Origin of the sequence: Streptococcus sp. S5 (genome assembly GCF_034134805.1) — a bacterium.
Classification (GTDB): domain Bacteria; phylum Bacillota; class Bacilli; order Lactobacillales; family Streptococcaceae; genus Streptococcus; species Streptococcus lingualis.
The window spans coordinates 1,478,475-1,497,332 of record NZ_CP139419.1 but is presented as its reverse complement, the minus strand read 5'-3'; the positions used below and the strand labels follow the sequence as shown (position 1 = coordinate 1,497,332).

Sequence of the window (18,858 nt, the reverse complement as noted above, 5' to 3'; positions counted from 1 at the left end):
TTACATGATTTTCCTGGAATCAACTTGAAAATTAAGTGATTTTATAGTAAAATAAAAACAACTAGAAAACGCTTTCAAAAATAAAGAGGTGAGTAAATGGATAGAAGCACAGACTTATGGACATTTGGAAGAGGGGATAATTTCCATCTTCAAGAGTACTTAGGAGCTCACAAGGAAACAAGGGGAGAACAAGAAGGCTTTACCTTCCGTGTTTGGGCTCCCAATGCTCAGGCGGTGGATCTGATTGGTGATTTCACTGATTGGGAAGCCCGTAATATTCCAATGGTTCGTAATGAAGGAGGCGTCTGGGAAGTCTTCTGTTCCGATGCAAAAGAGGGAGATATATACAAGTATTTGGTGACTCGACAAAATGGTCATCAGGTGCAAAAAATCGATCCTCTAGCATTATGGATGGAAAAGAGACCCAATACTGGATCTATTATTAAGACCATTCCAGAGAAAAACTGGAAAGATGGTCTCTGGAGAGCACGCCGCAAAAAACTTGGTTTTAAGGAACGACCTGTTAATATTTATGAGGTTCACGCAGGATCGTGGAAACGTAATGAAGATCACAGTTCCTATACCTTCAAACAACTAAAAGAAGAATTGATTCCATATTTGGTGGAGATGAACTACACCCACGTGGAATTTATGCCAGTGATGGCCCATCCATTGGGCTTGAGTTGGGGCTATCAGCTCATGGGATATTTTGCACTCGAGCAGACTTATGGTAGCCCAGAAGAGTTTCAAGACTTCGTGGAAGAATGCCACCTCAACAATATCGGAGTGATCGTGGATTGGGTACCAGGACATTTCATTATCAATGATGATGCCTTGGCTTATTATGATGGAACACCAACCTTTGAATACCAGGATGAACATCGTGCCCATAACTACGGATGGGGAGCCTTGAACTTCGATTTAGGGAAGAATCAAGTCCAGTCATTCTTGATTTCTAGTTTGAAGTTTTGGATTGATACCTATCATTTAGATGGGATTCGGGTCGATGCTGTGAGCAATATGCTCTATCTTGACTACGATAGTGGTCCATGGACACCAAATATTGATGGTGGAAACCTCAACTACGAAGGCGTTCATTTCCTTAGACGTTTGAATGCGATTATCAAGAACGAACACCCAGATGTCATGATGATTGCAGAAGAAAGTTCTGCTGGTCAAAAGATCACGGGTCCTGAAGAAGAAGGTGGACTTGGCTTTGACTATAAATGGAATATGGGTTGGATGAATGATATCCTTCGATTCTACGAAGAAGATCCCATCTACCGGAAATTTGACTTTAACCTGGTAACCTTTAGTTTCATGTATGCATTTTCTGAAAACTTCTTACTACCGTTTTCACACGATGAAGTGGTGCATGGTAAGAAGAGTTTGATGCATAAGATGTGGGGAGATCGGTACAATCAATTTGCTGGACTCCGTAACCTCTTGACCTATCAGATCTGCCACCCTGGTAAGAAACTACTCTTCATGGGTTCAGAATTTGGTCAATTTTTGGAATGGAAGTCAGAAGAGCAACTGGAATGGGGCAATCTAGAGGATGAAATGAATGCTAAGATGCGTCGTTTTACTTCTCAGCTCAATCATTTCTACAAAGAACACAAGGAATTGTGGGAGATTGATGATAGCTTTGATGGCTTGGAGATTATAGATGCAGATAACCGGGATCAGAGCGTCTTGTCTATGATCCGGAAAAATCGTAAAGGCGATCTTTTGGTTTGCGTCTTCAATATGGCACCAGTAGAACGCAAGGACTTTACGATTGGTGTGCCTGTATCAGCGGTCTATGAAGAAATTTGGAATACAGAATTAGAAGAATGGGGAGGTGTCTGGAAAGAGCACAATCCGACAGTTCAGTCTCAAGATGGACTGTGGAAGGATTATGAACAAACTTTGACCTTTACTTTGCCGGCTTTAGGGGCTAGCATTTGGAAGGTGAAACGGAAGGTTCGCAAAACGAAATCTAAAACATCAGATAAAAAATGATGATCGGTTGACTCTAAGGGAGTCCAAGCTTTAAAAAGAGGAAGTAGTCAATGAAGAATGAAATGCTCGCTTTAATTCTTGCCGGAGGGCAAGGAACACGTCTTGGAAAATTAACCAAAAACATCGCGAAACCTGCGGTTCAATTTGGTGGGCGCTATCGGATTATCGATTTTGCTCTCTCAAACTGTGCCAACTCAGGAATTCACAATGTTGGTGTGATTACACAGTATCAACCACTTGCCCTTAACAGCCATATTGGGAATGGTTCCAGCTGGGGCTTGGATGGAATCAATACGGGTGTGTCTATTCTCCAACCTTATTCAGCTAGTGAAGGAAATCGGTGGTTCGAAGGAACTAGTCATGCGATTCTTCAAAATATCGACTATATTGATAGCATCAATCCGGAGTATGTCTTGATTCTATCTGGGGATCATATCTACAAGATGGATTACGATGACATGCTTCAAGCACACAAGGATAATAACGCAAGCTTGACTGTTGCCGTCCTAGATGTACCTTTGAAGGAAGCAAGCCGTTTTGGAATCATGAATACAGATGCCAATAATCGGATTGTCGAATTTGAAGAAAAACCAGCTGAACCAAAATCAACTAAGGATTCAATGGGGATTTACATCTTTGACTGGGCTCGTCTGCGCAATATGTTAGTTGCTGCTGAAAAGAGCGATATCGATATGTCAGACTTCGGTAAAAATGTCATTCCAACGTATCTAGAATCAGGCGAAAGTGTTTATGCTTATGAATTCAATGGCTATTGGAAAGACGTTGGTACAATTGAGTCTCTTTGGGAAGCCAATATGGAATATATCGATCCAAATAATGCCTTGGATAGTCGCGATCGTCACTGGAAAATCTATTCACGCAACCTCATTTCTCCACCAAACTTCTTTGGGGAACATGCTCACATCGAAGATTCTCTTGTCGTCGATGGTTGTTCGGTAGACGGTACAGTCAAACACTCCATCTTATCAACAGAAGCTCAAGTTCGTGAAGGAGCAGTTGTCGAAGATGCTGTCGTGATGAGCAATGCCATTATCGGTAAAGGAGCTGTTGTGAAACGCGCGATTATTGGAGAAGGCGCAGTCATTGCAGAAGGTGTCGTGATTGATGGAACAGAGGAAGTACAAGTTGTCGGTTACAATGAAAAAGTGGGGGTAGCAACAGATGAAGATTGATAAATATTCAGCCATTTTAGGAAATACAGTTGGGTATCATGATATGTCCACTTTGACCAGCCATCGTCCGGTAGCCTCCCTACCGTTTGATGGGAAATACCGCTTGATTGACTTCCCATTGTCTAGCCTTGCGAATGCTGGTATTCGTAGTGTTTTTGGGATTTTCCAACAAGAAAATATTAGTTCGGTCTTTGACCATATTCGTTCAGGTCGTGAGTGGGGCTTGTCTACTTTATTGAGCCACTATTACCTTGGAATCTATAATACTCCAGTTGAAAATACAACGGTAGGGCCAGAATACTACCAACAATTATTGACCTATTTGAAACGGTCTGGTTCCAACCAAACAGTTGCTTTAAACTGTGATGTTTTGATGAATATTGACCTCAATCAAGTTTTCCACTTGCATAATAGCGTTGACCGTCCGATTACAGTTGTTTACAAAAAGTTGCATCCTCAAAATATCTCTGAAGTGAATGCGATTCTACAGATTGATGAGACAGACCATGTTACGGAGCAAAAACTGTTTGACAGCAAGTCTCCTGATGAAGTCTACAACATGTCAACAGATGTCTTTATTGTGGATACCCCTTGGTTGATTGAAAAAATAGAAGAAGAAGCCAAGAAAGAATACCCACAAAAACTGCGCTATATCTTGCGTGATTTGGCGGTGGAATACAATGCTTTTGCCTTTGAATATACAGGCTACCTTGCCAATATTCATTCAGTGGAATCCTACTACCAGGCAAACTTGGATATGTTGGAAAACCAAAAATTCATGAAGCTCTTTTCACCAAATCAAAAAGTGTATACGAAAGTGAAGAATGAAGAACCAACGTATTATTCCAAGACTTCACATATTAAATCGTCTCAATTTGCTTCGGGTAGTATTGTAGAAGGAACCGTTGAACGCTCCGTTGTTTCACGTCGGGTACACCTTCATCAAGGTTCAGAGGTCCGCAGTAGTCTTCTCTTCCCTGGTGTTGTGATTCATGAAAATGCAATCGTCGAACATGCCATCCTGGATAAGGGTGTCGAAGTGGCTGCTGGTGTGACGATTCGTGGGACAGAAGAAGCACCTGTCGTGGTTAAAAAAGGAACGATTGTTACAGAGGATATTGTCTAATGAAACTATTATTTGTTGCAGCTGAAGGAGCACCGTTTTCTAAAACAGGTGGTTTGGGAGACGTTATTGGCGCTCTTCCTAAATCCTTAGCGAAAAGTGGTCATGATGTGCGCGTGATCCTCCCTTACTATGATATGGTAGAGGCCAAGTTTGGAGATCAAATCGAAGATGTCTTGCATTTTGAGACCAAGGTTGGCTGGAGAAGTCAATATGTTGGTGTGAAACGCATTGTACGTGATGGAGTCACCTTTTACTTTATTGATAACCAACACTATTTCTTTAGAGGACATGTGTATGGTGACTTCGATGATGGCGAACGCTTTGCCTTCTTCCAGCTCGCGGCCTTAGAAACGATGGAACGAGTTGACTTCATTCCAGATGTTCTTCATGCCCATGATTACCATACAGCGATGATTCCTTTCTTGCTGAAGGAAAAATACCGTTGGATTCAAGCTTATCATGGAATTAAGACAGTATTGACCATCCATAATTTGGAATTCCAAGGTCAGTTTGACCCAGGAATGTTGTGGGACCTATTCGGAGTGGGATTTGAACGCTATGCAGATGGAACGCTTCGGTGGAATGATTGCCTGAACTGGATGAAAGCTGGTATTCTATATGCTGACCGTGTAACAACCGTTTCTCCTAGCTATGCGCAAGAGATTATGACTGCTGAATATGGTTGTGGCTTGGATCAGATCCTTCGGATGGAGTCTGGCAAGGTGACCGGTATTGTTAACGGGATTGATGCGGATCTGTATAATCCTGAAACGGATCCACTCTTGACTCATCACTTCAGTCTCTCAGATCTTTCAGGTAAAGCAGCTAGCAAACGAGCTCTTCAAGAACGTGTGGGTCTACCTGTTCGCGATGATGTTCCTTTGTTTGGGATCGTCTCTCGTTTGACACGTCAAAAAGGTTTTGATGTGGTGGTAGAAGAGTTGCATCAACTCTTGCAAAAGGATATTCAGATTGTCTTGCTCGGTACAGGAGATCCTGGATTTGAAAATGCCTTTGCTTGGTTTGGTCAAGCCTACCCAGATAAACTTTCAGCGAATATCACATTTGATGTCCAATTGGCTCAAGAAATCTATGCAGCATCAGATGTCTTCTTGATGCCAAGTCGCTTTGAACCGTGTGGCCTTTCTCAAATGATGGCCATGCGTTATGGAACCCTTCCTTTGGTGCATGAAGTCGGCGGACTTCGTGATACGGTTCAACCGTTTAATGCTGTTGATGGAAGTGGAACAGGCTTTAGCTTCAATAATTTGTCTGGCTATTGGTTTAACTGGGCAGTTGATGAAGCCTTGGCTGTCTACTACAATGATAAACAGGCTTGGTATGGTCTCCAAGAACAAGCTATGACGCGTGACTTCTCATGGGATACGGCTAGTCAACGATACAATGATTTGTACCAATCCTTATAAATAGATCTATGATACAAACGCCTTTCGAGGCGTTTTTTTGTGTTGCTTTCTTCCTATAAAGAAAACGGTTTATATTTTTGAGTTTTAGAGCTTGCTAAAATAGAATAAAAAAGATAAGATAGGTAAAGGTAAAAAATCCCGGGAAGGTTCTTATTTCTGGAAAGGATCCCAGCCTCTCTAAAAATAATCAGGTCCCTGCTCGAGGATTAAATATTACTATATAGGAATTTTAGGATGAAAAAAGCGAAACAAACGTTTGAAAAAATGACCAAATATTCGATTCGAAAATTATCTGTCGGTGTTGGTCCGGTAGCCATTGGAGCCTTTTTATTAGGAGGAAGCTTGTTAGGAGCTCGTCCTGTCCAAGCTGATCAGATGACTCTACCTGCTCATGTGCACTTAGGATATGTGACAGAAGAAGAGCTGACTGCTGAAGAAAAAGCACAGGTGATTCATGCAATCCCTGAAGCATATCAAAATGAAGATACTTTCTATCTCGTCTATAAGAAGAAGGAAGTAACTCAGTCGGTTCTTCCTCAAACAGGAAGTCAGGAAGTTGCCCTTTTTGGGCTAAGTCTAGCCACTGCTTCCTTTGCGGTCCTCTTACTCTCTAAAAAGCACCGGAAGAAGGTCATGGGCGTCCTTTTGATTGGAGCCATGGGACAAAGTCTTCTACTTCCAGTTGAAGTCGCAGCCCTACAAAATCAAGTTTTGCGCGCCTATAATCAGGATCTTGCGATCGCATCGAGCAAAGATCTTGCAAATGGCGTGATTCAAATTGACGGCTATGACTATATTGGTTATCTGCGCTACCCGTCAGTCCAAAAGACGAGCTTACAAGAGCCAAAGGCTATGCAGGAAACGAAACCTTCTGTAGAAGGAACGATCAAAACAAGTACAGGGATTCCACAAGTGGAACCACAAGCGCGTGTGACCCCAGAAGTCGCTCCAGCCTTTCCTCAAGTTGAAAAACCAAGCCTGGAAGTCTCTACTGAGCCTGTGCCATTTGAAACTGTCAAACAAGCTGATCCTACATTACCTAAAGGGCAAACCAAGGTGCTGACTGCTGGTCAAAATGGGGAGCGAACCTTATTGACGGAAGTGAGTATGGTAGATGGACAAGAAGTTCGCAGAGTCGTTGAAAGCAAGGTCACTAAAGAACCAGTTTCACAAATTCTTGCTGTTGGAACAAAAGAAGATGCCCAACCAACCCCTCAACCCATTCCTTCTCAAGTTGTAACGGCTAAGGGGACACAAGAAGAAGGTCATGTCGGTGAAGCTCCTGTTCAACCAGAGAATCCAGTCTATACAGGTGTGGTAGAAGCTAAGGGAACGCAGGAAGAAGGCCATGTAGGCGAAGCCCCTGTTCAACCGGAGAACCCAGCCTATACAGGTGTGGTGGAAGCTAAGGGAACACAGGAAGAAGGCCATGTCGGCGAAGCTCCTGTTCAACCGGAGAACCCAGCCTATACAGGTGTGGTGGAAGCTAAAGGGACACAAGAAGAAGGCCATGTCGGCGAAGCCCCTATTCAACCGGAGAACCCAACCTATACAGGTATGGTGGAAGCCAAAGGGACACAGGAAGAAGGCCATGTTGGCGAAGCCCCCGTTCAACCGGAGAATCCAACCTATCAAGTTACGGAAGGGACGGTAACCGAGACAGAAACGGTAATCCTTCCATATGAAACAGAGTATGTAACGGACGCCAATCGTTACACCGATGAAGAAAGCCTCCTTCAAAAAGGAGAGGCTGGTAGCCAGGAGATTCGTCGTGTTTATAAGACGGTCAATGGTGAGAAGATTGGAGAGCCTCTCAGTACGACCACTGAAACGGTCAAAGCTCCTGTGACAGAAAAAATTAGTCGTGGGACTAAGGCGATTGAAGGCCAAAAAGAGGAAGTTGCTTTTGAAGAAATTCCATTTAAGACGGTAACCGAACAAGATGCCACCTTGCTAAAAAGAACTGAAAGGGTTTCTCAAGTCGGTAAAAATGGGAAGAAAAAAATCACCAAGGTCTATAAGACCATTAAAGGTGTCAAAACAACGGATGCTCCTACAATTTCTGAAGAAGTAGTAGAACAAGCCCAAGATCAGATCATTCAACAAGGGACAAAGGAATTAGACAAGCCAACCTTGACCTTGACCAATCTTGATCAGGAAGAATTGAAGCGCAGTGCTAAAGCTACTTATCATTTGGATAAACCAGACGGTGTGACCATCAAGTCCATCCAGGCTGTATTGAAGAAGGGTGATCAAGTGGTGAAAACCCTGACCCTTTCAGAGACGGACTTGGCAGCTGCTTTAGCGGACTTGGACTACTACAAGGATTATACGCTCGCAACGACCATGGTGTATGACCGTGGAAATGGGGATGAAGAAGAAGTTCTCAAGGAAGAACCACTGAGAATTGATCTTAAAAAAGTTGAAATCAAAAACATCAAGGAAACCAGTCTGATTAGCGTGGATGACCAAGGTCTTGAGACCGATAGCAGCCTCTTGTCTGAAACACCATCAGATGTGAAGCCTTACTACTTAAAGGTCACTACCTATGATAATAAGGTTACAAAACTAGCCGTTGATAAAATTGAAGAAGTAACGGTAGATGGCGTGACCCTCTACAAAGTAACAGCCAAAGCTCCTGATCTCATTCAACGGACTGCGGACAACCAGTTCAGTGAGGTCTATGTCCACTATATTGCGAAACCCAAAGCACATGAAGGTGATATCTACTACAATTTCAACGAACTTGTAAAAGCTATGCAAGCCAATCCGACTGGTACCTTTAAACTGGGTAGCAATATGAATGCGGCTAATGTCCAGCCAGCAGGGAAATCCTATGTGACCAATGCCTTCAAGGGAATTTTGGAAAGTACGGATGGGAATACATTTGCCATCCATAACATTACAAGACCATTGTTTGGGAACATCGAAGGTGGCTCGGTTAAGAATCTCTTGCTTGAAAATGTCAATATCGACCTACCTGGGACAGATAGAGTAGCCCCAATCGCAGGTGTTATCAAAAATAATGCAACTGTCGAGAATGTTAAAGTAACAGGAAGTGTTGTCGGGAACAATGATGTAGCAGGAATTGTCAATAAAATTGATGGTAGTGGGAAGGTCAGCAACGTTGCCTTTATCGGTAAACTGCACGCTGCTGGGAACAAAGGTGGCTATCTAGCGGGTGTTGTTGGTGAGAACTGGAAAGGTGTCGTTGAAAAAGCTTACGTTGATGCTGAAATCACTGGTAATAAAGCTAAAGCTGCAGGTCTCGTTTATTCCTCTCAAAATGGTGGAAATAACCACACAGTAGGTAAAGAAGGGGTTCTCAGAAACTCCGTTGCTAAAGGTTCGATTGAACTAAAAGAAGCTGTTCAGTCTGGTGGATTACTAGGGACCAACTGGGCCTTGGGGACTATTGAAGACAACATCACCATGATGAAAGTCAAAACTGGTGAGATGGTCTTCGGACACTCCGATATCGACGCAGATGATTATTTCACCTATTCAAGAACCAAGCGCAATTACAGTGTGGAAGGCGTGAGTGAAGGGAAGAAATCCTTTAACAACTCCCGTAAAATTCCAAGCATCTCACTAGCAGAAGCTGAGCAGAAAATCGAAGCAATGGGAATCACTGCTGATAAATTCACCAGCAGCAAACCGATTGAAGATACGCTCAATCACCTTGTTAGCAAAGACGATCAATACAAGGCCATCACTGGTTACGATGCGACTCGTGAGCTAGCTTACCGCAATATTGCTAAATTGCAACCATTCTACAATAAAGAGTGGATTGTCGACCAAGGGAATAAATTGGCTGCGACGAGCCCTCTTTTGACCAAGGAAGTCTTGTCTGTGACCGCTATGAAGGGCAATGATTTTGTCACTGAACTAGCAGATGCTGATCACATCCTGATCCATTATGCCGATAAGACCAAAGATGTCTTTAGCATGACACCGAAAGATTCTAAAGTCAAACAAGTCAAAGAGTACAGTGTGGCGGAGCTCGGTGAAGTAGTCTACACGCCAAATATGGTGGACAAGGACCGTAGCGATCTCATCAGTGCCATCGTAGAGAAATTAAGTCCTGTAGAATTGCAATCAGATCCAATCTACACTCACTTAGGTCGAACAGGACCTAACAAAGTCAATGCCATTAAGAACCTTTACCTCGAAGAAAGTTTCCAAGAAGTCAAGGATAATCTGACTCACTTTGTCAAACAACTGGTTGAAAACCAAGACCATCAATTAAACACAGATGAGGCTGCTAAACGTGCCCTTATCAAGAAAGTTGATGACAACAAGGCGGCCGTTCTTTTAGGGCTTTCTTGCCTCAATCGCTATTACGGAGTGAAGTTCGATGATGTCAATCTTAAGCAGCTCATGTTGTTCAAGCCAGACTTCTATGGGAAGAATGTTGATGTCTTAGACCGTTTGATTGAAATTGGTTCAAAAGAAGACTACATCAAAGGAACTCGTACCCATGATGCCTTCCGAGAAGTCGTTGCGAAGTCTACTCTTTCTAGCAACCTAAATGACTTCCTGAAGTACAATATGGACCTCTTTACAACTGATACAGACTTGAATGATTGGTTCATCAAAGCAACCAAAGACAATGTCTATATTGTGGAGCCTGAGACGACCAATCCAGCTTTCGCATCTGCTAAGCATAGAGCCTATGAGGGCTTAAACAATGATATTCACGGTAAAATGATCTTGCCACTCTTGAATCTTAAAGATGCGCACATGTTCTTGATTTCAACATACAATACCTTGGCCTATAGTTCCTTCGAGAAATACGGTAAAAACACTGAGGCAGAACGAAATGCCTTCAAGGCGGAAATTGATAAAGTAGCAAAAGCCCAACAGGACTACTTGGATTTCTGGTCGCGATTAGCAGCTGATAATGTTCGCAACCAGCTCCTAAAGAGCAATAATATGGTGCCGACCCCTGTCCTTGATAATCAAAACTATAAAGGCATTAGTACAGACCGTTATGGCCATACGAATAGTGGAAAAGATGTCGCTCCAATTCGTGAATTATATGGACCAACTGATCGTTACCATGCGACAGATTGGCGCATGGGAGCAACCGCTCGTGTCTATGGAAATCCTTATAAAGATGATTCGGTCTTCTTTATGGTGACGGATATGATCAGTGACTTTGGGATTTCTGCTTTTACCCATGAAACGACGCACGTCAATGACCGTATGGTATACTTGGGTGGCTGGAGACACCGTGAAGGAACGGATCTAGAAGCCTATGCTCAAGGCATGCTCCAAACGCCATCCGTATCCAATCCAAATGGGGAATACAAAGCTCTAGGTCTCAACATGGCCTATGAACGTCCAAACGATGGCAACCAATGGTACAATACCAATCCAAACAATCTTCAATCACGTGATGAGATTGATCGCTACATGAAAGGTTATAACGATACGCTCATGCTTCTGGATTACCTAGAAGGGGAAGCTGTATTGGACAAACATAGTAAGGACTTAAACAATGCTTGGTTCAAGAAGGTTGATAAACAATACCGAGGAGCGAACACCAAGAATCAATTCGATAAGGTTCGGGCTTTGAGTGATGAGGAAAAAGCGATCACCTTACATTCAGTAGATGATCTCATCACCAACAACTTCATGACCAATCGTAGTCCTGGAAATGGAGTCTATAATCCATCTGACTTTGGCTCAGCCTATGTGACGGTACCGATGATGACAGGTATCTATGGTGGGAACACCAGTGAAGGGGCTCCTGGAGCCATGTCCTTCAAACACAATACCTTCAGACTCTGGGGTTACTATGGCTATGAAAAAGGATTCCTGGGTTATGCTTCAAACAAGTATAAACAAGAGTCCAAACAAGCTGGACGTGCCACTCTAGGAGATGACTTCGTCATTCAGAAGATTTCTGATGGAAGATTCAGTACCCTTGAAGACTGGAAGAAAGCTTACTTCAATGAAGTGGTGACCAGTGCCAAAAATGGAATTCAGGCTATTGACATCGATGGGAAGACCTACAATAGCTATGAAGGCTTGAAACGTGCATTTGCTGAAGCAGTGGATAAAGATAAGGTTACTCTAAGTAACGGTTCTGTCAAATTTGACAATACGGTTGCACTGAAAGAAAAAATCTTTAAGAAATTGCTGCAACAAACAGACAGTTTCAAAACGTCTATCTTTAAATAATCGAATTCTCTCATCTGCTGAGCAGGTGAGAGTTTTTTAGAAGAAAAAATGAATAGAGGTGGACAAAGCGTCTAAAAATTAAAAGAAATCAATCGTAGATAGGAAAAATTATCATATTAAAAAAATAACGTAATTTCACTAAAACGCTTACTTTTATAGGAAATATTTGACTATTATATCTTTTAGGAGTAAACTAAGGTATTAAAATTTATAAAAGGAGAATTCATCATGAATTTAACATTTTTAGGTCTTTGTTTAGCCTGTTTTGGTGTATCACTGGCAGAAGGTTTGATGATGAGTAGCTTATTGAAATCTGCGTCTCGTCAACCAGAAATTATCGGTCAATTGCGTAGTCTCTTGATTCTTGGTGTTGCCTTTGTCGAAGGTACTTTCTTCGTAACCTTGGTTATGGCCTTTATTATCAAATAGACGCTTCTATTTTAGAAAAGGAGGTGTCAAACCTTGGAAGAAAGTATCAATCCAACGATTACTCTTGGACCTGTATCTTTTAATTTGACCCTACTTGCTATGACCCTGATTTCTGTTTTCGCCGTTTTTGGCTTCATTTATTGGGCCAGTCGAAAAATGTCGATCCGACCAAAAGGCAAACAAAATGTGCTGGAATACGCATATGACTTTGTCGTAGGCTTTACAAAAGGAAATATTGGGGAACATTACATAAAGGACTATTCCTTGTTCTTGTTTGTTCTTTTCCTCTTTCTTTTAGTAGCCAATAACATTGGATTGATGGCTAAAATCGAAACGACCAATGGTTACAATTTGTGGACATCACCAACCGCTAACCTGGGTTATGACTTTGCCTTTTCATTTTTGATCACCTTAATCGCCCATGTAGAAGGAATTCGCAGACGTGGTGTGAAGGAATATTTAAAGGCTTTTGTGACACCCGGATTTATGACCCCCATGAATATTTTGGAAGAATTCACGAATTTTGCCTCCTTGGCCCTTCGGATCTTCGGAAATATCTTTGCGGGTGAGGTACTAGCAAGCTTGCTTGTGACTTTGTCGCATCAAGCTGTTTATTGGTATCCATTTGCCTTTATTGGAAGCATGGCGTGGACAGCGTTTTCGATTTTCATTTCATGTATCCAAGCCTATGTGTTTACCATGTTGTCATCAATCTATATTGGTAAGAAAATTAATGGTGAAGAGTAAGTAGAGGAGGAGTAGAAGAATGCATGTATCAATGAGTGAAATTATTGGTAACTTTATTCTCATTGCTGGTTCCTTCCTATTATTAATCTTTTTAATAAAGAAATTTGCATGGAACAATATCAATGGAATTTTAGAAGCGCGTGCCAAAAAGATTACAGATGATATTGATGGAGCAGAATCAGCTCGTCAAAAAGCTGAGGAACTAGCAAGTAAACGTGAAGAAGAGTTGGCAGGTAGCCGCAAAGAAGCTGCGTCTATTGTCGAAAATGCAAAGGAAACTGCAGAAAAGAACAAATCTCAGATCCTTTCAGAAGCCACTCAAGAAGCAGTACGTTTGAAAGAAAAAGCGCAACAAGAAATTGCGCATAACAAAGAAGAAGCATTGAACAGTATCAAAGGCGATGTGGCAGATCTCACTGTCAATCTTGCCAGCAAATTGTTGAGTCAACAGCTGGATGCTGAAGGTCAACGCCAACTGATCGATCGCTATCTTGATGAATTAGGAGAAGCCTAATGGACAAAAAGCAACTGATGGTGATTGAGAAATATACCCAGCCTTTTGTTCAATTGGTCTTTGAAAAAGGAGAACAAGATCTTGTCTTTGAAAAATTGACCCAAATCAAGGGCATTTTTGAGGAGACTGGACTTGCTAACTTCTTAGCTCATATCGGTGTAGAGGATGAAGAGAAAGCAAAAAGTCTAAGACTTTTTCAACCCTCTGATTCACAATTACTCGACCATTTGATTGAAGTGGTTATTCTCAATCATCGTGAAGCCTTATTTTATGACATTGTAACGATTTGTTTGGATCAGATTCAACTGTTGAGCAACGCATTTGTCGTCACTGTTACGACAGTTGCTGGTTTGGATCCTGTTCAAGAGCAAAAGCTAGTACCCATTATCGAAAGAAAATTTGGGATTCAAGTTCGCTCGATCCAACAAAAGATCGATCCAGATTTAATTGGTGGCTTTGTCGTGACAGCCAATCATAAAACGTTGGATACCAGTCTCAAACACCAATTGCAAGTTATAAAATCTAAATTGAAATAGAAAGTGGTGTGAATTTTGGCGATTAACGCACAAGAAATCAGCGCTTTAATTAAGCAACAAATTGAAAATTTCAAGCCAAACTTTGACGTCACTGAGACAGGTGTTGTAACCTACATTGGTGACGGGATTGCCCGCGCTCATGGGCTTGAAAATGCCATGAGTGGTGAGTTGTTAATCTTTGAAAATGGCTCATACGGGATGGCCCAAAACTTAGAAACAACGGATGTCGGGATCATCATCTTGGGTGATTTCACGGATATTCGTGAAGGAGACTCTGTCCGTCGTACAGGTAAAATCATGGAAGTCCCTGCAGGGGATGCCTTGATTGGTCGTGTTGTTAACCCACTTGGCCAACCAGTAGATGGTTTGGGTGAGATTGTGACAGATAAATTCCGTCCAGTTGAAACACCAGCTCCTGGTGTTATGCAACGGAAATCTGTCTCAGAACCCCTACAAACTGGTTTGAAAGCCATTGATGCCCTTGTTCCAATTGGACGCGGTCAACGGGAATTGATCATCGGGGACCGTCAAACAGGGAAAACTTCGATTGCCATTGATACCATCTTGAACCAAAAGGGTCAAGACATGATCTGTATCTATGTGGCGATTGGTCAAAAAGAATCAACAGTTCGTACGCAAGTAGAAACTCTCCGTAAATACGGAGCTATGGATTATACGATTGTGGTAACCGCTTCGGCTTCTCAACCGTCTCCATTGCTTTATTTGGCACCTTATGCTGGGGTTGCCATGGCAGAAGAGTTCATGTATAACGGTAAACATGTTTTGATCGTCTATGATGATTTGTCAAAACAAGCCGTAGCTTACCGTGAATTGTCCCTTCTTCTTCGTCGTCCACCAGGACGTGAAGCCTTCCCAGGGGATGTCTTCTATCTCCACAGCCGTTTGTTGGAACGTTCTGCGAAAGTTTCGGATGAATTGGGTGGGGGTTCTATTACAGCTCTTCCAATCATTGAAACCCAAGCAGGGGACATCTCCGCTTATATCGCAACCAATGTGATTTCGATCACAGACGGACAAATCTTCTTGCAAGATAGTTTGTTTAATGCCGGTATTCGTCCAGCCATTGATGCCGGATCTTCTGTTTCCCGGGTTGGTGGATCTGCTCAAATCAAGGCTATGAAGAAGGTTGCTGGTACCCTTCGTATCGACCTCGCTTCCTACCGTGAGTTGGAAGCCTTCACGAAATTTGGTAGTGATTTGGATGCGGCCACTCAAGCGAAATTGAACCGTGGTCGTCGGACAGTGGAAGTCTTGAAACAACCTGTTCATGAACCATTGACAGTTGAAAAACAAGTCGTGATCTTGTATGCCTTGACTCATGGTTTCTTAGATAGTGTTCCAGTAGACGACATTCTTCGTTTCCAAGAAGAGTTGTTTGATTACTTTGAAGCACATTATCATCAAATCTTTGAGACGATTCGTTCGACACATGATCTTCCAGCAGAAGAAGAACTGGATGCAGCCCTTACTGAATTTGTCAACCAGTCAAATTTCAAATAGAAATAGGAGTGGAAGATGGCAGTTTCATTAAATGATATTAAAAATAAAATTGCATCCACAAAAAACACCAGTCAAATCACCAATGCCATGCAGATGGTGTCCGCTGCCAAACTTGGTAAATCTGAGCAGGCAGCCAAGGATTTTCAGGTTTATGCTGCTAAGGTTCGTAAGCTCTTAACAGACTTGCTCCATGGCCACGAAACAGAAAATACCAAGTCCCATCCGATGTTGGTGAGTCGGCCGGTAAAAAAGACAGCTTATATCGTGATTACATCCGATCGTGGTTTGGTCGGAGGCTACAATGCCTCCATCCTTAAAACCATGATGGAAATGAAGGCAGAATACCATCCAACTGGGGATGACTTTGAAGTGATCTGTATTGGAAGTGTCGGGGCGGATTTCTTCCGTGCCCGTGGGATTCAGCCGGTTTATGAATTGCGTGGTTTGCCTGATCAGCCTAGCTTTAAGGAAGTTCGTAAGATCATTTCGAAAACAGTCCAAATGTATCAGGAAGGCTTGTTTGACGAGTTGTACGTCTGTTACAACCATCACGTCAACAGTTTGACTAGCCAAATGCGGGTGGAACAGATGCTTCCGATTATTGATTTGGACCCCAATGAAGCAGATGAGGATTATGTATTGAATCTAGAATTGGAATCTAGTCGAGATGCCATCTTGGATCAATTGCTCCCTCAATTTGCTGAAAGCATGATCTATGGTGCCATTATTGATGCTAAAACAGCTGAAAATGCTGCGGGGATGATGGCCATGCAAACTGCAACAGACAATGCCAAGAAAGTCATTGATGAATTAACGATTCAATACAACCGTGCTCGTCAAGCAGCGATTACACAAGAAATTACCGAAATCGTTGCAGGTGCTAGCGCCCTTGAATAGTTGTCGGATACAATTTTATATACAAAAACAGATGCTCGAAAGAGAACTTTTGAGCAGTAGAAATTACTTAGAATAGGAGAATGACATGAGTTTAGGCAAAATTTCTCAGGTCGTAGGTCCCGTCGTAGACGTTGCCTTTTCCGTTGGAGATAAACTTCCTGAGATCAATAATGCGCTTGTAGTCTATAAAAATGACCAACAAAAATCAAAAGTCGTTCTTGAAGTAGCTTTGGAACTTGGTGATGGGGTCGTACGGACCATCGCCATGGAATCAACTGATGGTTTAACACGTGGAATGGAAGTCTTGGACACAGGTCGTCCAATCTCTGTTCCAGTCGGAAAAGAAACCTTGGGACGTGTCTTCAATGTTCTTGGAGATACCATTGACTTGGATCAACCTTTTCCTCAGGATGCTCCTCGTGACTCCATCCACAAAAAAGCTCCATCCTTTGACGAGCTCTCTACTTCAGAAGAAATTCTTGAAACAGGGATCAAGGTTATTGACCTCTTAGCCCCTTATTTGAAAGGTGGGAAGGTCGGACTCTTCGGTGGTGCCGGAGTTGGGAAGACCGTCTTGATTCAAGAATTAATCCATAATATTGCCCAAGAACACGGTGGGATTTCTGTATTTACCGGTGTTGGGGAACGTACTCGTGAAGGGAATGACCTTTACTGGGAAATGAAAGAATCTGGCGTTATTGAAAAAACAGCCATGGTCTTTGGACAAATGAATGAGCCACCTGGAGCACGGATGCGTGTTGCTTTGACTGGTTTGACCATTGCGGAATATTTCCGTGATGTTGAAGGTCAGGACGTTCTCTTGTTTATCGACAATATCTTCCGTTTCACCCAAGCTGGATCTGAAGTATCAGCCCTTTTGGGACGGATGCCATCAGCCGTTGGTTACCAACCTACTTTGGCAACTGAAATGGGGCAATTGCAAGAACGGATTACGTCAACGAAGAAAGGTTCTGTTACATCGATCCAAGCCATCTATGTGCCAGCCGATGACTATACAGACCCAGCGCCAGCAACCGCTTTTGCCCACTTGGATTCAACCACCAACTTGGAACGTAAATTGGTACAATTGGGGATCTACCCAGCGGTGGATCCATTGGCATCAAGCTCACGTGCCCTTTCTCCAGAAATCGTAGGAGAAGAACACTATGCAGTCGCTTCTGAGGTCAAACGCGTCCTTCAACGTTACCATGAATTGCAAGATATCATTGCTATCTTGGGGATGGATGAATTGTCTGACGAAGAAAAGACCTTGGTTGCTCGTGCTCGCCGGATCCAATTCTTCTTGTCACAAAACTTCAACGTTGCGGAACAATTTACAGGTCAACCTGGTTCTTATGTCCCAGTTGGAGAAACTGTTCGTGGCTTTAAAGAAATTTTGGATGGGAAATATGACCATCTTCCTGAAGATGCCTTCCGTGGTGTTGGATCGATCGAAGATGTGATCGCCAAAGCTGAAAAAATGGGATTCTAAGAAGAGGTGAAAGATGAGTCAAATGAACGTCCAAATCGTTACACCGGATGGACTGGTTTATGATCATCATGCCGCATTTGTATCTGTCAAGACAATTGATGGTGAATTAGGGATTTTACCTCATCATATCAATACCATTGCGGTTTTGGCTGTAGACCAAGTAAAGGTTCGTCGTGTCGACGATGACAAACATATTGATTGGATTGCAGTCAATGGTGGGATTATCGAAGTAGCTGATAATGTCATTACCATTGTTGCTGATTCTGCCGAACGTGCTCGAGATATTGACATTAGTCGTGCAGAACGTGCCAAACTGCGAGCTGAAAAAGCGATTGAAGAAGCCAAAGATCAGCATTCGGTTGATATGGAACGTCGTGCTAAAATTGCTCTTCAACGCGCCATTAACCGGATTAATGTCGGAAATCGTTTATAAGATATTCAAAATAAGGTGGAGGTATGTCCTCACCTTATTTTTGTTGGGAGAGAATCAAAAGAAGAAAGTACGGACCAAATATGGTATAATAGCTGTATGATTCAAATGATTTTTAATCTTTCAAGCCATCTATTGTTTATCTTTTTTGCCTATTACCTATTGATGAACCTGGTTCAATGGGAAAAGTTTTTAAAAGTAAGTGCTGAAAATGCGGTTAAAATCCGTTTTTTGATCTTGATGATCAGCATTGGAATCGGCTATCTAGCCAGCTCATTTTTTATCAGTGTCTATGAGATGAGTCGGCAGATTTTTATTGGCCAATTCTAGCCACATTTTATAAAAAATATGGT

Annotated in this window: 14 protein-coding genes; all 14 read left to right on the top strand. The window is 42.4% G+C overall.

Going from position 1 to position 18,858, the window contains the following annotated elements:
• The first annotated feature begins 96 nt into the window (after window positions 1-96).
• The 14 genes from glgB to SM123_RS07110 all read left to right on the top strand — a co-directional run bounded on the left by glgB (window position 97) and on the right by SM123_RS07110 (window position 18,835).
• Window positions 97-2,004: a 1,4-alpha-glucan branching protein GlgB gene (gene glgB, locus SM123_RS07175; protein WP_320909331.1), complete on the top strand. Its 1,908-nt coding sequence runs from the start codon at window positions 97-99 to the stop codon at window positions 2,002-2,004.
• A gap of 50 nt (window positions 2,005-2,054) precedes the next feature.
• Window positions 2,055-3,197 (top strand): glucose-1-phosphate adenylyltransferase, encoded by a 1,143-nt coding sequence (locus SM123_RS07170; RefSeq protein ID WP_320909330.1) that lies wholly within the window; start codon window positions 2,055-2,057, stop codon window positions 3,195-3,197.
• On the top strand, window positions 3,187-4,323 hold the full coding sequence (glgD, locus tag SM123_RS07165; protein ID WP_151190975.1) for a glucose-1-phosphate adenylyltransferase subunit GlgD: 1,137 nt from the start codon (window positions 3,187-3,189) through the stop codon (window positions 4,321-4,323). Before SM123_RS07170 ends, glgD begins: the two co-directional genes overlap by 11 nt.
• On the top strand, window positions 4,323-5,750 hold the full coding sequence (gene glgA / locus SM123_RS07160) for a glycogen synthase GlgA (RefSeq protein WP_320909329.1): 1,428 nt from the start codon (window positions 4,323-4,325) through the stop codon (window positions 5,748-5,750). Before glgD ends, glgA begins: the two co-directional genes overlap by 1 nt.
• Window positions 5,751-5,984: 234 nt before the next feature.
• A complete protein-coding gene (locus SM123_RS07155; RefSeq protein WP_320909328.1) occupies window positions 5,985-11,939 on the top strand; it encodes a ZmpA/ZmpB/ZmpC family metallo-endopeptidase in 5,955 nt (1,984 codons plus the stop codon).
• A 228-nt stretch (window positions 11,940-12,167) separates the two neighbouring features.
• Window positions 12,168-12,368 (top strand): F0F1 ATP synthase subunit C, encoded by a 201-nt coding sequence (locus SM123_RS07150; protein WP_003006433.1) that lies wholly within the window; start codon window positions 12,168-12,170, stop codon window positions 12,366-12,368.
• A gap of 33 nt (window positions 12,369-12,401) precedes the next feature.
• Window positions 12,402-13,115: a F0F1 ATP synthase subunit A gene (atpB, locus tag SM123_RS07145; protein WP_023917700.1), complete on the top strand. Its 714-nt coding sequence runs from the start codon at window positions 12,402-12,404 to the stop codon at window positions 13,113-13,115.
• A gap of 19 nt (window positions 13,116-13,134) precedes the next feature.
• Window positions 13,135-13,629, top strand: a complete 495-nt coding sequence (atpF, locus tag SM123_RS07140) for a F0F1 ATP synthase subunit B (protein ID WP_004219970.1) — start codon at window positions 13,135-13,137, stop codon at window positions 13,627-13,629.
• Entirely contained in the window at window positions 13,629-14,165 is a 537-nt protein-coding gene (locus tag SM123_RS07135) for a F0F1 ATP synthase subunit delta (protein ID WP_013903319.1), read from the top strand. Before atpF ends, SM123_RS07135 begins: the two co-directional genes overlap by 1 nt.
• A gap of 15 nt (window positions 14,166-14,180) precedes the next feature.
• Window positions 14,181-15,686, top strand: coding sequence for a F0F1 ATP synthase subunit alpha (gene atpA / locus SM123_RS07130; RefSeq protein WP_009732555.1), 1,506 nt, complete (start codon window positions 14,181-14,183; stop codon window positions 15,684-15,686).
• 15 nt (window positions 15,687-15,701) lie between these two features.
• Window positions 15,702-16,583 (top strand): F0F1 ATP synthase subunit gamma, encoded by an 882-nt coding sequence (locus tag SM123_RS07125; RefSeq protein ID WP_013903320.1) that lies wholly within the window; start codon window positions 15,702-15,704, stop codon window positions 16,581-16,583.
• Window positions 16,584-16,668: 85 nt separating this feature from the next.
• A complete protein-coding gene (gene atpD / locus SM123_RS07120; RefSeq protein WP_070589431.1) occupies window positions 16,669-18,075 on the top strand; it encodes a F0F1 ATP synthase subunit beta in 1,407 nt (468 codons plus the stop codon).
• Window positions 18,076-18,088: 13 nt separating this feature from the next.
• Window positions 18,089-18,508 (top strand): F0F1 ATP synthase subunit epsilon, encoded by a 420-nt coding sequence (locus SM123_RS07115; RefSeq protein WP_003002471.1) that lies wholly within the window; start codon window positions 18,089-18,091, stop codon window positions 18,506-18,508.
• Between the two features lie 96 nt (window positions 18,509-18,604).
• Complete coding sequence (locus tag SM123_RS07110) at window positions 18,605-18,835, top strand: DUF1146 family protein (protein ID WP_195529252.1); 231 nt, start codon at window positions 18,605-18,607, stop codon at window positions 18,833-18,835.
• Window positions 18,836-18,858: the final 23 nt, after the last annotated feature.

Bases quoted from the DNA above. Each gene is read 5' to 3' on its own strand.
- glgB (WP_320909331.1), top strand. From the start codon at position 97: ATGGATAGAAGCACAGACTTATGGACATTTGGAAGAGGGGATAATTTC.
- SM123_RS07170 (WP_320909330.1), top strand. From the start codon at position 2,055: ATGAAGAATGAAATGCTCGCTTTAATTCTTGCCGGAGGGCAAGGAACA.
- glgD (WP_151190975.1), top strand. From the start codon at position 3,187: ATGAAGATTGATAAATATTCAGCCATTTTAGGAAATACAGTTGGGTAT.
- glgA (WP_320909329.1), top strand. From the start codon at position 4,323: ATGAAACTATTATTTGTTGCAGCTGAAGGAGCACCGTTTTCTAAAACA.
- SM123_RS07155 (WP_320909328.1), top strand. From the start codon at position 5,985: ATGAAAAAAGCGAAACAAACGTTTGAAAAAATGACCAAATATTCGATT.
- SM123_RS07150 (WP_003006433.1), top strand. From the start codon at position 12,168: ATGAATTTAACATTTTTAGGTCTTTGTTTAGCCTGTTTTGGTGTATCA.
- atpF (WP_004219970.1), top strand. From the start codon at position 13,135: ATGCATGTATCAATGAGTGAAATTATTGGTAACTTTATTCTCATTGCT.
- SM123_RS07135 (WP_013903319.1), top strand. From the start codon at position 13,629: ATGGACAAAAAGCAACTGATGGTGATTGAGAAATATACCCAGCCTTTT.
- SM123_RS07125 (WP_013903320.1), top strand. From the start codon at position 15,702: ATGGCAGTTTCATTAAATGATATTAAAAATAAAATTGCATCCACAAAA.
- atpD (WP_070589431.1), top strand. From the start codon at position 16,669: ATGAGTTTAGGCAAAATTTCTCAGGTCGTAGGTCCCGTCGTAGACGTT.
- SM123_RS07115 (WP_003002471.1), top strand. From the start codon at position 18,089: ATGAGTCAAATGAACGTCCAAATCGTTACACCGGATGGACTGGTTTAT.
- SM123_RS07110 (WP_195529252.1), top strand. From the start codon at position 18,605: ATGATTCAAATGATTTTTAATCTTTCAAGCCATCTATTGTTTATCTTT.